The organism is Variovorax sp. Varisp36 (assembly GCF_047304235.1).
Lineage (GTDB): Bacteria > Pseudomonadota > Gammaproteobacteria > Burkholderiales > Burkholderiaceae_C > Variovorax.
In genome coordinates this window covers 45,914-59,419 of the sequence record NZ_JBGLYU010000014.1, presented here as the reverse complement: position 1 = coordinate 59,419, position 13,506 = coordinate 45,914, and the positions used below count along the sequence as shown (strand labels likewise).

The 13,506-nt window shown below is 67.2% G+C and carries 14 protein-coding genes and 1 riboswitch; of the genes, 6 read left to right on the top strand and 8 right to left on the bottom strand.

Going from position 1 to position 13,506, the window contains the following annotated elements; translation table 11 throughout:
* Positions 1 to 56 precede the first annotated feature (56 nt).
* Positions 57 to 317, bottom strand: a riboswitch (cobalamin riboswitch).
* Positions 318 to 414: 97 nt separating this feature from the next.
* Genes ACCD11_RS11090 through ACCD11_RS11080 form a run of 3 tightly spaced genes read right to left on the bottom strand, consistent with a single transcriptional unit; the run spans position 415 to position 3,035 of the window.
* On the bottom strand, positions 415 to 954 hold the full coding sequence (locus ACCD11_RS11090; RefSeq protein WP_413313877.1) for a RidA family protein: 540 nt from the start codon (positions 952 to 954) through the stop codon (positions 415 to 417).
* Between the two features lie 37 nt (positions 955 to 991).
* Positions 992 to 1,411 (bottom strand): c-type cytochrome, encoded by a 420-nt coding sequence (locus ACCD11_RS11085; protein ID WP_413313876.1) that lies wholly within the window; start codon positions 1,409 to 1,411, stop codon positions 992 to 994.
* Positions 1,412 to 1,436: 25 nt separating this feature from the next.
* Complete coding sequence (locus ACCD11_RS11080; protein WP_413313875.1) at positions 1,437 to 3,035, bottom strand: flavin monoamine oxidase family protein; 1,599 nt, start codon at positions 3,033 to 3,035, stop codon at positions 1,437 to 1,439.
* Between the two features lie 113 nt (positions 3,036 to 3,148).
* On the opposite strand from ACCD11_RS11080, the gene ACCD11_RS11075 reads away from it, so the two are divergent.
* From ACCD11_RS11075 to ACCD11_RS11060, 4 genes are all read left to right on the top strand, one after another.
* Entirely contained in the window at positions 3,149 to 3,373 is a 225-nt protein-coding gene (locus tag ACCD11_RS11075; RefSeq protein ID WP_007829722.1) for a hypothetical protein, read from the top strand.
* The gene (locus ACCD11_RS11070; protein ID WP_007829725.1) at positions 3,370 to 3,702 is read left to right on the top strand and encodes a cell division protein ZapA; all 333 of its coding nucleotides are present in this window, start codon (positions 3,370 to 3,372) and stop codon (positions 3,700 to 3,702) included. Before ACCD11_RS11075 ends, ACCD11_RS11070 begins: the two co-directional genes overlap by 4 nt.
* A gap of 293 nt (positions 3,703 to 3,995) precedes the next feature.
* Positions 3,996 to 4,823, top strand: a complete 828-nt coding sequence (locus ACCD11_RS11065; RefSeq protein ID WP_413313874.1) for a sulfite exporter TauE/SafE family protein — start codon at positions 3,996 to 3,998, stop codon at positions 4,821 to 4,823.
* A 77-nt stretch (positions 4,824 to 4,900) separates the two neighbouring features.
* A complete protein-coding gene (locus ACCD11_RS11060) occupies positions 4,901 to 5,326 on the top strand; it encodes a universal stress protein (RefSeq protein WP_007829729.1) in 426 nt (141 codons plus the stop codon).
* Between the two features lie 12 nt (positions 5,327 to 5,338).
* Here ACCD11_RS11060 and ACCD11_RS11055 read toward each other — a convergent pair whose 3' ends face one another.
* Positions 5,339 to 6,301 (bottom strand): helix-turn-helix domain-containing protein, encoded by a 963-nt coding sequence (locus tag ACCD11_RS11055; protein ID WP_413313873.1) that lies wholly within the window; start codon positions 6,299 to 6,301, stop codon positions 5,339 to 5,341.
* Positions 6,302 to 6,481: 180 nt separating this feature from the next.
* On the opposite strand from ACCD11_RS11055, the gene ACCD11_RS11050 reads away from it, so the two are divergent.
* Both ACCD11_RS11050 and ACCD11_RS11045 read left to right on the top strand, forming a co-directional pair.
* The gene (locus ACCD11_RS11050; protein ID WP_413313872.1) at positions 6,482 to 7,504 is read left to right on the top strand and encodes a carbon-nitrogen hydrolase family protein; all 1,023 of its coding nucleotides are present in this window, start codon (positions 6,482 to 6,484) and stop codon (positions 7,502 to 7,504) included.
* 17 nt (positions 7,505 to 7,521) lie between these two features.
* The gene (locus ACCD11_RS11045) at positions 7,522 to 8,586 is read left to right on the top strand and encodes a phenylacetaldoxime dehydratase family protein (RefSeq protein ID WP_413313871.1); all 1,065 of its coding nucleotides are present in this window, start codon (positions 7,522 to 7,524) and stop codon (positions 8,584 to 8,586) included.
* A gap of 6 nt (positions 8,587 to 8,592) precedes the next feature.
* Here ACCD11_RS11045 and ACCD11_RS11040 read toward each other — a convergent pair whose 3' ends face one another.
* The 4 genes from ACCD11_RS11040 to ACCD11_RS11025 all read right to left on the bottom strand — a co-directional run bounded on the left by ACCD11_RS11040 (position 8,593) and on the right by ACCD11_RS11025 (position 13,460).
* On the bottom strand, positions 8,593 to 10,131 hold the full coding sequence (locus ACCD11_RS11040; protein WP_413313870.1) for a malonate--CoA ligase: 1,539 nt from the start codon (positions 10,129 to 10,131) through the stop codon (positions 8,593 to 8,595).
* 17 nt (positions 10,132 to 10,148) lie between these two features.
* The gene (locus ACCD11_RS11035) at positions 10,149 to 10,925 is read right to left on the bottom strand and encodes an enoyl-CoA hydratase/isomerase family protein (RefSeq protein ID WP_413313869.1); all 777 of its coding nucleotides are present in this window, start codon (positions 10,923 to 10,925) and stop codon (positions 10,149 to 10,151) included.
* On the bottom strand, positions 10,922 to 11,908 hold the full coding sequence (locus ACCD11_RS11030; protein ID WP_042672844.1) for a Bug family tripartite tricarboxylate transporter substrate binding protein: 987 nt from the start codon (positions 11,906 to 11,908) through the stop codon (positions 10,922 to 10,924). Before ACCD11_RS11030 ends, ACCD11_RS11035 begins: the two co-directional genes overlap by 4 nt.
* Positions 11,909 to 11,993: 85 nt before the next feature.
* Positions 11,994 to 13,460 (bottom strand): malonyl-CoA decarboxylase, encoded by a 1,467-nt coding sequence (locus tag ACCD11_RS11025; RefSeq protein WP_007829741.1) that lies wholly within the window; start codon positions 13,458 to 13,460, stop codon positions 11,994 to 11,996.
* Positions 13,461 to 13,506: the final 46 nt, after the last annotated feature.

Here is a 13,506-nt window from a genome sequence, read left to right as displayed (position 1 = left end):
GCCGGCCTCCCCGCCGGCGCCTGGGCGCCATGGCCGCCCCATGCAACGATCACGCATGCGGCAGCCGCCTTGTTGGCCGGTATCCGGGCTGGCAGAACGACCCCTGCCGCCTTCCCAGGCGCCTGTTTCAGGGCACCCAGTGGCTTCGATGGAAAGGGGTTGGCGCCTTGCGGCGCCGTCTGCTTGACCGTTGCGGGGGCAGCGCAGGCGGCTTCGGCCTTGTTCCGACCTGATGAGGTCGGGGGCTTCCACTCCTGCTTCCCGTTGAACCGCGGCGCGTGAACCACGCCGCAGGCACCAACGGGCGGGATTTTAGAGCCTGCCGGCGGCTCGTTAATTCGAAAGTTGCGGTCGCCGCGCCGCTCGCCACCTGCGTGCGGCTGAGCGAATAGCGCGCCGGCGCCCCCTTTTTTCTTACTTCTCCGGTTTTTCCGGCTTGGCGCGGCGCACCGCCACCACCTCGATCTCGACCAGGTAGGCCGGATTGGCCAGCGCCGCGACCTGCATGGCCGAGCGCGACGGCAGGTTGGGCTGCGCGGTGGTACCGAAGAACTGGGTGTAGCCCTCCATGAAGCCGGCAAAGTCCATCTTGTTGTCCTTGGCCGGGTCGCCCACCAGGAACACCTGCATCTTCACCACGTCGCCCATCGTCAGGCCAAGTCCCGTGAGGCTCTTCTCGATGGCCTTGAGCACGCCGACGGTCTGGCCCTTGGTGTCTCCACCGTAGGCTGCCGCGCTGTTCTTCGGTTGCGTCGCGTCCTGCAGCGGCGGCACCTGGCCGGAGAGGTAAACATTCGTGAAGGAACCCGGTACCTCGACCGCCGCCGAGATCGGGAAGGTGGAGTTCGGAATGCGATGGCGGATGACGTCGTCGGCCGCATGGGCGGCGCCTGCGGCGGCGGTGGACAGTACGGCGGCGAGCGCCAGCTGCCTTGCGAAGGGGGTCATGGTCATGGATGTTGTCTCTGCACGGGTGAGTGAAAAAAAGATCTCAAGGCCGCAGCTTCTTGACGGTCTCGGCGGGAATCGCCTCGGGGTACTGGTTGCCGAAATGGGTGCGCGCATAGCCGACCACCGCGGCGATCTGCTCGTCGCTCAGCATCTTGCCGAAGGCCGGCATGCCCTTCTGGCCATTGAGCACCACGTAGAGGGGGTATTCGGGTGCCGCCAGCCTCGGGTTGGAGGCTAGCGCCGGGTAAGTCCCAGCGCCTTTCGCGCCCTGCCCCTGCGCCATGTGGCAGCCCTGACAGGTGGCGCGATAGATCGATTCGCCCGACAGCTCCTGGAATTTCGGGCCGACCGAGAACGCAGGCTCCGGCGATTGCGCGAAGGCCGTCGCAGCCAGCGCCCCGAGCGAAACGGCGAGCAGCGCGCGCTTGAAAAGACTCATCATGGTCTTGCAGTTGTTCATGGTGGGTATGTCCTTCACTCGGTGGCTACGCGGCAACCGCACGGGCATGCAGGCGCTGGATGGCGTCCAGCGAGGAGAGCAGGGCCCCTTCCTGCCACGCCGGGATGTAGGACGCGTGTTCGCCCGCGAGCGCGATACGCCCGTCGACCTGGCACAGGTTCTTGTAGTGTTTGGCGCGCGTCTCGTCGGTCCACATGCCGTAGCAGCCATGCGTGCCCGGCACACGGTGCCAGCCGACGGAGATGCCGTTGTCGAACTCGCTCGCGTACTGCGGATGCAACTGCGTGCCGAACTCGACCGCGCGGCGCACGCGCTCCTCGGGCGCCATGGCGGTGAATTCATAGGAGTTGGGGCCGTCGAACACATAAGCGCCGAGCACCACCGCCTTGCCCTTGGCGCCGTAGCGCGTCGAGGGGTACGAGATGCGCGAGATCGGCAGGTCGGTGTAGCTGATGCCGCCGTAGATGTGCTCGTCTTCTTCCCAGAAGCGGCGCTTGAACTGCAGCCCCACCTTCACCGATGCCCCATAAGGCACGGCGTTGATCGCCTCCTGCATCGGGGCGCTGACTTGGATGTCGATCTGGCTGAGCACCGACAGCGGAATGGTGCACAGGCACCAGTCGGCCTTGGCCTGCGTGACCGCGCCGCCCTTGGCCTCGTCGGTGTAGGTGACGGTGACGCCGCGGTCGTTCTGCTCGATCCTGGTGACCTTCGCGCCGTATCGGATGAGGCTGCCGACTTCTTTGGCGAAGGCCTTGGCGATCATGTCCATGCCACCTACGGGCTGGAAGATCGCGCTCTGGAATTCGTAATCTTGGCCGCTCGCGATGTAGCGCCAAAGGTTTGATTGCAGCAGCTCGCTCATGTCCAGCGGCTTCGAGGGCTTGGCCAGCGGCATGAGGCCGCCGCCCGCATCGACTTCGTAGCCCCGGCGGTCGCTGCTGATGGTGCCTTCGCGGTAACGGAACTGCGTATCGAGCGCGCCCCAGCGGCGCAGGCCCTCGAGCAGCTTCTCCTTGTCTTCCTTCGTCAGCGCCGTGTCGAGGCTGCCCTGCGAGGAGGCCTTGCCGAGCAGTTCGGCCACGTAGCCCTGGTAGTCCGCCTGCACATGGCGGTAGCGCTGCGGCTTGCCGCCGTAGGCCTTGCTCGAATGCACGAGCGCGTTGTAGTTGACCTGCACGAAGGGCTCGAGCGCCACGCCCAGCCGCTTGCAGTAGCCGAGCACCGCATGATGGTGGTAGGGAATGCGCCACGGCCCGGGGTTGAAGTACTCGCCCTCGGCGAAGCCGCATTGCTGCACCGCGCCGCCCAGTTCGGTGAAGGTGTCGCCGCCGCGCAGCGTCCAGCAACGGCCGCCCGCGCGCTGGCTGAATTCGAGCACCTTGACGGAATACCCGGCATTGCGCAGTTCGAGCGCGGCGGCCATGCCGGCCAGGCCAGCGCCCAGGATCAGCACCGATGCGCCCTTCTTCGCACCGTCGAGCCGGGGCGGCCCCGCGTAGTTGGACTCGGCAGCAAAACCCAGCGAACTCATCGCCTGGTACATCGCACCGCCTCCCGCGGTCTTGCCGATGAGCGTGAGAAGGTCACGCCGGCTGAATAAAGTGTTGCTCTTCGTGGTCATTGGTTGCTTCTGGGAGTTTGAAAGGCAACTGGAAGGCAGCAGAATCCATGCCACGAAGATGCCGCGCCCGGCCTCGGCGGGACCGCCTCCCCGTGAAACTACAATCGCCAACCATGCCCGCCTCCAGCCCCATCGACCAGATCGCCGAGCGTGTTGAACGACTGCTCGTGCGTCACGAAGAGGTGCAACGCACCAATGCGTTGCTGCAGGAGCAGGTCGATGCGCTCACGCGCGAACGCGACGGCCTGAAGTCGCGCCTCGCCGCGGCTCGCACGCGTCTCGATGCCCTGCTCGAACGGCTGCCGGCTGAACCACCTTCCGAAGATTCCCCCGCATGAAGCAGATTGAAGTACAGATCATGGGCCAGAGCTATCTGCTCGGCTGCCCCGATGGCGGCGAGGCGCAGCTGCGCGAAGCCGTCGAACGCGTGGACGCGGCCATGTGCAAGATCCGCGATGCGGGAAAAGTCAAGGCCCGCGATCGCATCGCGGTGCTGGCCTCGCTGAACCTGGCGTTCGATCTGGCGGCACAGCAGCAGGCCGCAGCCGCGCCAATGGCGGCGCCCGCCGTTGCCGCCACAGCAGACAGCGGCGATGCCGACCCGAAGGCCGCGCAACTCATTCAAAGACTCGATCAGGCCCTGGCCGGCGATGGACATTTACTCTGAATGAATCCCGCAGGGAGACAGACGAAGCGTAAAATCCACTCCGTCTGCAGACTGTGTCGGGCTTAATATTTCCTTGTTCCAATGCTCTCCGGAGCCGGGCTTGGTACATCGCTCGACGGGCGTGATCATCTCGCGTCAGATGAACCCGAAGTCCTGCTGCCCTCGCCCACCTGAACCCTGGTTCAGGATGCGGGTCCGGCACATCACCTGCAGACACCTATTCCTGCCACGGCCCCCTGCATCCACTGCATGGGGCCGTTGCTTTTTCCAAACTCCCCTCGCCTGACCTTCCCGTGAACTTCGCTGCCCTGCTCGACCCCATCCTGATTGCCGAACTCGCCGCCCTGGGCCTTGGCACCGGTTTTCTCGCGGGCCTGCTGGGCATCGGCGGCGGCATGCTGATGGTGCCGTTCATCACGATCATCATGGGCCATCGCGGCGTGCCGGCCGACCTCGCGGTGAAGATGGCGATCGCGACCTCGATGGCGACGATCATCTTCACGTCGGTGTCGAGCGTGCGCGCGCATCACAAGCGCGGCGCGGTGCGCTGGGACATCGTGCGGCGGCTCGCGCCCGGCATCGTCATCGGCAGCCTGGTGGGCAGCCTCGGCGTGTTCTCGCTGCTCAAGGGCACAGCGCTCGCCATCTTCTTCGCGCTGTTCGTGGGCTTCTCGGCCACGCAGATGTTCCTCGACAAGAAGCCCGCGCCTACACGGCAGATGCCGGGTGCGGGCGGCCAGCTCGCGGCGGGCGGTGTGATCGGCTTCGTCTCGGGCCTCGTGGGCGCGGGCGGCGGCTTCATCAGCGTGCCGTTCATGACGTGGTGCAACGTGTCGATCCACAACGCGGTGGCGACCAGCGCGGCGCTGGGCTTTCCGATCGCGGTGGCGAACGTGCTCGGCTATGCGGTCAGCGGCCAGTCGGTGCAGGGCCTGCCGGCGGGCTCCTTCGGCTACATCTGGCTGCCCGCGCTGGCTGTGATCGCCATTTGCAGCGTGTTCACTGCGCCGTTGGGCGCGAAGGCCGCGCACAGCCTGCCGGTGAGGAAGCTCAAGCGCGTGTTCGCGAGCATCCTGTACCTGCTGGCGGCCTACATGCTCTGGAAGGGGCTGAACGGCTGATCCGTCGGGCGAAAAAGCCCTTCGCGCCCGAGGTCCGTCCCATTGCGGCGCGCAGGACCGCGCCGTATAACGGCCTCATGAAAATCCTCATCGCCGTCGATGGCAGCGCCTACACCCGCAAGGCGCTCGACTACCTGTTGTCCAACCGGGGCATGTTCGTGGACGGGCATCAGCTGGTGGTGGTGAACGTGTGCACCGGCATCTCGGGCCACGTCTCGCGCCACCTGAGCAAGGAGATCGTCGCGGACTACTACGCGGAGGAAAGTGCCAAGGTGCTCGACCCCGTGAAGGCGCTGTTCGCCGAGAGCGGCGTGAGTAACTACACGGTGGAATCGCGCCACGGCCACGTGGCCGAGGAAATCCTCAAGTCCGCCACTGCAGCGCAAGCGGGGCTGATCGTGCTCGGCACCCACGGTCATGGCATCTTCGGCCGCGCGCTGATGGGCTCGGTCGCCACCAAGGTGATCGCCGAGACGAACACCACGGTGCTGCTGGTGCAGTAGTTTTCTTCGTCGCTACCGCGTGCGCTGCTGCCGCCATTCGCGCGGCGAGTAGCCGAAGCGCTCCTTGAACGCGCGGCTGAAATGCGCCGCGTCGTTGAATCCCCGGCCGTAGGCGATGTCGGCCACGGGGCGGCCCGCGAGGCGCGGCTCCAGCAGGTCGCGGCTGCATGCCTCCAGCCTGCGCTCCCAGATGTACTGCGAGGGCGTGAGCGGCTCGCTCTTGAACACGCGGTGGATGTGGCTCACCGACACGCCCAGCCCGGCCGCCAGCGTGCTCACCGACAGCGATGGATCGGCTAGCTGCTCGTCGATGCGCCGCTTCACGCGCGCGAGGTGGTAAGTCGCGAGATTGCTCAGCGAAGGCGCGCTCGCCACCGGCAAGGTCTGCAGCCCGGCCACCAGAATGTTCTGCACGCCGTTGGCCACCGCGAGGGCCGATGCCGGCTGCAGCGTGTCGATGTCCTCACGCAGCGTGCGGATCATGCTCAGCAGCAGGTGCCCCGCGCCTTCGCGCCCCGAAACCGTGGTGGCCGTCAGCGCCTCGGTGTCGCGCAGCTCGCTGCGCAGGCGCTCGCCGGGCAGCTTGAGCACGATCTGCTCGAAGGACTGGTCGAACAGCAGTTGGTAGGGCCGCGTGCTGTCGTACAGCGCGAAGTCGCCGGCCGACAGCACCGCATCGCGGCCGTCCTGCCGCACCACGCCCTGGCCGCGCGCCTGGATGCTCACGAGGAAGTAGTCGTCGCTGGAATGCGAGATATGCCCCGGCGTGCGCATCACCTTCTGCGGCCCCGAGGTGACGACCGACACGTCGAGCCCGGGCAGCGTGTGCTGGCGGATGCTGCCTTCAAAATCGCCGGCCTCGCCCTCGCGCACCGGGTCGCAACCGAGCTGCACGTAGACGTTGCAGATCATGTCGGTCCAGTAGGCGAGCCGCTGGTCGCGCGGGACGGCGTCGGTGCTGAGCAACTGGGTCATCGGGGTTCCTCGGAAAGCCTGGGCTGCGAAGGCATGCAACGCTGGAACAAGAACGCGGCCAAACCGGGTCAAGGCGTTCCGGCGGCGCGAATCTACGCTTCAAGCAACCCGCATGCCACAGCGCAAACCCGGTGCTTGCGGCCCACGCCCCGTTACTTCCATTGCATCTGGAGAAGCTTCATGCCGACCACCGTTCATCCCAAGCTGCGCGTTGCAGCAGTACAAGCCTCGCCCGTGTTCCTCGACCTCGACGGCACCATCGACAAGACCATCGACCTCATGGCGCAGGCCGCGAAACAGGGCGTGAAGCTCGTCGCCTTTCCCGAGACCTGGGTGCCCGGCTACCCATGGTGGATCTGGCTCGACTCGCCGGCCTGGGGCATGCAGTTCGTGCAGCGCTATCACGACAACTCGCTGGTGGTCGGTTCGGCCGAGTTCGACCGCGTCAGGGAGGCCGCGCGCAAGCTCGGGATCTGGGTGTCGCTGGGCTACAGCGAGAAGGCCGCGGGCAGCCTCTACATCGCACAGGCGCTCATCGACGACCAGGGCGACACGGTGCAGACGCGGCGCAAGCTCAAGCCCACGCACGTGGAGCGCACGGTGTTCGGCGAAGGCGACGGCTCCGACCTTGCCGTGGTCGAGACACCGCTGGGCAACATCGGTTCGCTCTCGTGCTGGGAGCACCTGCAGCCTCTGAGCAAGTACGCGATGTATTCGCAGAACGAGCAGATCCACTGCGGCGCCTGGCCGAGCTTCTCGCTGTACCGTGGTGCGGCCTACGCGCTGGGGCCCGAGGTCAACAACGCCGCGAGCCAGGTCTATGCGGCCGAGGGCCAGTGCTTCGTGATCGCGCCCTGCGCCACCGTGTCGAAGGCCATGAGCGAACTGATGTGCACCGATGCCGGCAAGCAGCAGATGCTGCGCACCGGCGGCGGCTATGCGCGCATCTACGCACCCGACGGCTCGCCGCTGGGCACGCCCTTGGCGGAAGACGAGGAAGGCCTGGTCGTTGCGGACATCGACCTCGGCATGATCTCTCTCGCCAAGGCTGCCGCCGACCCCAGCGGCCACTACTCGCGGCCCGATGTCACGCAGTTGCTGCTCAACAAGACGCGCCGCGAACCGGTCGTGGTGCAGCAGGCGGCGTCGCCGGAGCCCAAGGCCGAGCCCGAAGGCGCCGTGTCCGAGCCGGTCGCAGCCTGAAGCAGTGGAGGCACGCCATGGAATCCGCCATCGACGAGCACCTGAAGTGCCCCCGTACGCGCCATCGCCGCGTGGAAGACGACTACGTGCCGCCTTACCCCGTGTGGTCGGCGCGGGCCCCGGTCGCGGTGAAGCAGGTCGTGATGGGCTACTTCGGCGTGCAGTCGCGCGGCGCTGAAATGCAGGGCCGCGCCTGCGCCGCGCTGATGAAGATCGCACGCGACTTCGCCCTGCCCGACGGCCCCGGCCATCACGACCTGACGCATTACGTCGACGCCGAAGGCTTCGACAACATGATCGCCATCGCCTATTGGAGCGATCCCGCACCCTACGCACGCTGGTGCGCGACGCCCGCGGTCGACGCCTGGTGGCGCTCCGACGAGCGGCTCAGGGAAGGCCTGGGCTACTTCCGCGAGATCGCCTCGCCGCGCGTCGAGCACTTCGAGACCATGTTCAACACACCCGACCGCTTCGAAGGGGTCGGTGTGGTGATGGGCGGGGTCAGCGGCGAGCTGCAGGAGCACGGCTACTGGGGTTCGATGCGCGACCGCATCCCGCTCTCGCAGACCGACGCGATGGCGCCCTCGGGCATGCGCGCGGTGATCGCGGGTACGCCGGCGCCGGGGCAGCGCGTTCGCATCGCGGGCCACGAGAACGTCGCGATGATCCGCTCCGGCCAGGAATGGACCGAGACCACCGGCCAGGAACGCACGCTCTACCTGCAGGACATGGAACCGGTGCTGCGCGAAGGCATGGACTTCCTGCGCGACCAGGGGCTGGGCATCGGCTGCTACAGCAACCGCTACATGCGCCACCTCGACGCGCAAGGCACGCCGCTGCAGAAGTCGTTCGGCCTGAGCTACTGGCGCGCGCTGGCCGATATGGAGCGCTGGGCCGAGTCGCACCCCACGCACGTCGCGATCTTCGGCAGCTTCATGCGCTACGTGCAGGCGCTGAACTTCCAGCTGCAGCTGCGCGTGTACCACGAGGTGTCGGTGCTCAAGGCCGACGAGCAGAGCTACGAGTACGTCAACTGCCACGCGGGCAGCGGGCTGATGAACGGGCTCGCGCCCGCTTCGTAGGCAGTCTCAGGCGGCGAACAGCCCCTTGTGCTCAGCGCGCAGCAGCGCCTTCTGCACCTTGCCCATGGTGTTGCGCGGCAGCTCCGGCACCACGAAGCAGCGCTTGGGGATCTTGAAGTTCGCGAGCTTCGACTTGAGTTCGGCCACGATGGCATCGGCATCGAGCGAGGAGCCCGCCTTGGGAATGACGATGGCCACGCCCACCTCGCCGAAGTCGGGGTGCGGCACGCCGACCACGGCGCTTTCCGCCACACCGACCATCTCGTTGATGTAGCCCTCGATCTCCGCCGGGTACACGTTGTAGCCACCGCTGATGATCAGGTCCTTGCTGCGCCCGACGATGGTGATGTAGCCCCGGCCGTCGATCTTGCCCACGTCGCCGGTCTTGAAGAAGCCGTCGGCGGTGAACTCTTCCTTCGTCTTCTCGGGCATACGCCAGTAGCCCGCGAACACGTTGGGGCCGCTGACTTCGATGTTGCCGATCTCGTCGGTGGCGCAGCTGCGGCCGCTGTCGTCGCGTATGCGCAGTTGCACGCCCGGCAGCGCAAAGCCGACGGTGCCGCCGCGGCGTTCGCCCTGTTCCGGCCTGTAGGGGTTGGACGTGAGCATGGCCGTCTCGCTCATGCCGTAGCGCTCGAGGATGGTGTGGCCGGTGCGCTCGCGCCATTCGTCGAAGGTCTCGATCAGGAGCGGCGCCGAGCCCGCGACGAACAGCCGCATGTTGCGCACCGCCTTGCGCGTGAGGCCCGGCTCGGCCAGCAGCCGCACGTACAGCGTGGGCACGCCCATGAACACCGTCGCCTCGGGCAGCTTCGCGACGACACGCTTCGGCTCGAACTTCGAGAACCACAGCATCTTGCTGCCGTTGAGCAGCGCGCCGTGCAGCGCCACGAACAAGCCATGCACGTGGAAGATGGGCAGCGCGTGGATCAGCACGTCGCCTTCGGTCCAGCCCCAGTAGTCCTTCAGCACCTTGGCGTTCGACAGCAGGTTGCCGTGCGTGAGCATCGCGCCCTTGCTGCGGCCGGTGGTGCCGCTGGTGTAGAGGATGGCGGCCATGTCGCCGGCCTTGCGCTGCGCCACCGTGTGCCGGTCGCTGCACTGCGCGGCCATTTCGAGCAGCGTGCCGGTGCGGTCGTCGTCCAGCGTGAAGACGTGCTTCGTACCCGCCGCGGCGGCAATCGGCGCGACCCACGAGGCATTGCGGCTGGTGCACACCACCACGGCCGGCTCGGCGTTGCCGATGAAGTATTCGATCTCGGCGCTCTGGTAGGCGGTGTTGAGCGGCAGGAACACATAGCCCGCGCGCAGCGTGGCGAGGTACAGCAGCATCGCCTCGACCGACTTCTCGACCTGCACCGCGATGCGTGCGCCCTTCTCCAGGCCCAGCGCGTCGAGCAGGTTCGCGATCATGGCGCTGGCGCGCTCGATGTCGCGCCACGAGTAGAACAGGCCGTTGTCGGTCTCGACGGCGATGCGGTCGAGGTCGGCGGGAAATGCCGTGCGCAGGGCGGCGAACAGGTTGGCGTTGGCGGTCTTCTTCATCGGACGGTTTCTTCTCTTCAGAAATTCGGGGGCCGCTTCGCGAGAAAGGCGGCGATGCCTTCGCGGTGCTCCGCGGAGTCGGCGTAGTCGTAGGCACTGGCAAGCAGGCCGTGGGCGGATGGGGCACCGGCACGCAGCGCGGCAAAGGTCTTCTTGTGCAGGCGTGCGGCCTGCGGCGCGAGCGCGGCGATGCGTGCGGCATGGGATTGCACCGCGAGCGCCACTTCGTTGTCCGGCAGCACCTGCAGCAGAAAGCCCGCGTCGTACAGACGCTGCGCCCCGTGCACGCCGGCGGCCAGCAGCATGTCGCGCGCGAGCACATCGCCGATGGCGCCATGCACCAGCGCGGCTTCGCGCGGTGCCATCGGAAAACCGAGCCTGGCGATGGGCGCGCCGAACTTCGCCGACGCGCCGGCCAGGCGGATGTCGCAGCAGCTGGCGATCTCGACGCCCGCGCCCATGCAGGCGCCCTCGATCTGCGCGATCAGCGGCAGCGGGCAATCGAGCATGGCCTGCAGCGCGGCCCACACTTCGTTCTCGTGGAACTCGCGCAGGCTCGGCTCTTCGAAGCGAAACGACGGATATTCGGAAATGTCGCCACCCGCGCAGAAGGCTGCGCCCTCGCCGCGCACGACGACGCAGCGCAGGCCATCGTCGTCACCGCCGAGGCCGTCGAACACGGCGCGCAGCTCGCGCCACATGGCGCGCGTCATGGCGTTGAGGCGCCCTGGGTTCGACAAAGCGACGACCGCGATGGCGCCTTCCCGGCGCAGCGAAATGCAGCTATCGGTCATTCGAGCTTGGCGCCTGATGCCTTCACCACCGCGGCCCAGCGCCTGATCTCGGCATTGACGAAGCTGCCGTAGGCGGTGGTGGTGAGGTTCGGGATCTCGGAGCCGTTCTGGGCCCAGATGGCTTTCAGGTCATCGGTGGCGAGCGCCTTCTTCATGTCGTCGATCGCGCGCGCCTGCGCTTCGGCTGGCGTGCCCTTGGGCGCCCACAGTCCGTACCACGTGGTGACGGTGTAGTCGGGCAGGCCCACTTCGGCCGCGCAGGGCACGTCGGGAAAGGCGGGGTTGCGCTTGCTGCCCGCGACCATCAGCGCCTTGATGCGGCCACTCTTGATGTGCTGGGCCGAGGAGCCCAAACCGTCGAACATCAGGTCGACGTTGCCCGAGATCAGGTCGGACAGTGCCGGGCCCGCGCCGCGGTACGGAATATGGGTGATGAAGGTGCCTGTCTGGAGCTTGAACAGCTCGCCCGCCAGATGGTGCGAGGTGCCCGAGCCGGCCGAGCCGTAGTTGAACTTGCCGGGGTTGCGCTTGGCCAGCGCGATGAACTCCTGGACCGTGTTGACCTGCACGCGCTTCGGGTTGATCACCACCACCTGCGGCACGTTGGCCAGCAGCATCAGCGGCACGAAGTCTTTCTCGATGTCGTAGTCGAGCTTCGGGTAGATCGACGGCGCGATCGCATGGTGCACCGCGCCCATGAACAGCGTGTAGCCATCGGCAGGCGCCTTGGCGGCGATGCTCGCGCCCAGTGTGCCCCCTGCCCCACCGCGGTTGTCGATGACCAGCGTCTGCCCCGCGATGCGCGAGAACTGGCCCGAGAGCGGCCGCGCGAACGCATCGGTCCCGCCGCCGGCCGGGAACGGCACGATCATCGTCACCGGTTTCGTCGGCCAGCCCTGCTGGGCCCGGGCAGCACCGCAGAGAACCGCCGCACCGGCGGCAGCCGCGCGCAAGACGTCACGGCGTTGAAAGCTTGGATTCATTTGTCTCATCTCCAGTTTGTCGTTGTGGATCTTGCCGCCCGATGCGGTGTCCGGCGTACTGTTTGCCACCGGCCTGCGAATGCCATCAGCCTTTTTTGAAGTACAGGCTTTCGATGTCTCCCGATACAGCCACCTTGCCGTCCGCCAGCCAGGTGCGATGTTTGTCCAGGCGTTTGAGGTCGTAGAGATAGTTGACCATGAGCCCGTACGACTGCTTGTGCCCCTTGGGCGACGGGTCGCCGGCCCAGTTCAGGCGCTCCACGCGGGCACCGTTGCCCAGGTGGAAGCGTGCGACCGGGTCGGCCGGCGTACCGTCGACCAGCGCGCGGCCGAGGTATTCGGCGGCGGCCTGCATCAGCCATTGGCGCAGCGGTGACTTCGCGTCGAAGGTGGCGGCAGAGTCCGCCGCGGCGAGCAGGCGCTCGGCGGTCGGCGGCAGCGAGCCGACGAGGCGGCCGAGTTCGGCTTCGCGCTTCTCGTCCAGGCGCGGCAGCAGGTCGACGACGTTCTTCGCGAGCCAGGTCCGAAAGCCCGGAATGGGCGACAACGTGGCGAAGGTCTTCAAGCGTGGCAGTTCGTCCTGGAGCGTCTCGACCACGCGCTTGATGAGCGAGTCGCCGAAGCTCACGCCGCGCAGGCCGTTTTGCGTGTTGCTGATCGAATAGAAGATGGCGGTGGTGGCCCTGGCCGGCAGCACGGGCACGGCAGCCTCGTCGAGCAGCGGCGTGATGCCGTCGCTGATGCGGTCGACCAGCGCCACCTCGACGAAGATCAGCGGCTCGTTGGGCAGGCGCGGATGGAAGAAGCCATAGCAGCGGCGGTCGCTGTCGTCGAGCCGGTTCTTCACGTCGGACCAGCTCTTGATGTCGTGCACCGCCTCGTAGCGGATGAGCTTCTCGATCAGCGAGGCCGGCGAGTCCCAGTCGATGCGGCGCAGTTCGAGGAAGGCCACGTCGAACCAGGTGGAGAACAGATGCTCCAGCTCGGCATCGAGCGCAAGAAGGCGCTTGTCGGCCTTCAGGCACGGCAGCAGCTCCGCGCGCAGATCGACCAGGAAGCGCATGCCTTCAGGCTCGACCGCGAAGCGCTGCAGCAGGCGCATGCGCGGCGACACCAGCGCGCGGCGCAGGCGCAGCTCGGCCTGGCCTTCGTCGGGCGTGCCCACGGCAGCCTGGTGCTGGTTGCGGGCGGTCTCGAGCTTTTGCGCGTCGGCGGCGAAATGCTCGCTCATCAGGGCCCAGTAGTCGCGGCGCTCCTCGGGCGTGGCGGCGCGGTAGGCGTCGGCGATGGCATGCGCGCGGCGGCCGCCCTCGACCTCGCTCACGCGCGGATCGATCACGGCCTGCAGGTCGGCCAGCACGCGGCGCAGCGCGCGCGGCGACAAGGCTTCGTCGGCCTTGCGCAGCGTGGCCTGCAGGCGCTCGGCGGTAGAACGTGCGCTGGGCTTGGGCGCGCTCTTCGACGCGCCCTTGGCGGCGCCTTCCGACGCCACCGGCACCTTGGACTTTTCGCCAGAACGCAGCCGCGCCTGGAACCATTCGGTCGCACTCATCGGGGCACTCCAATGCTTGGGGGGGCGGGCATGGCGCGTTCGGCGG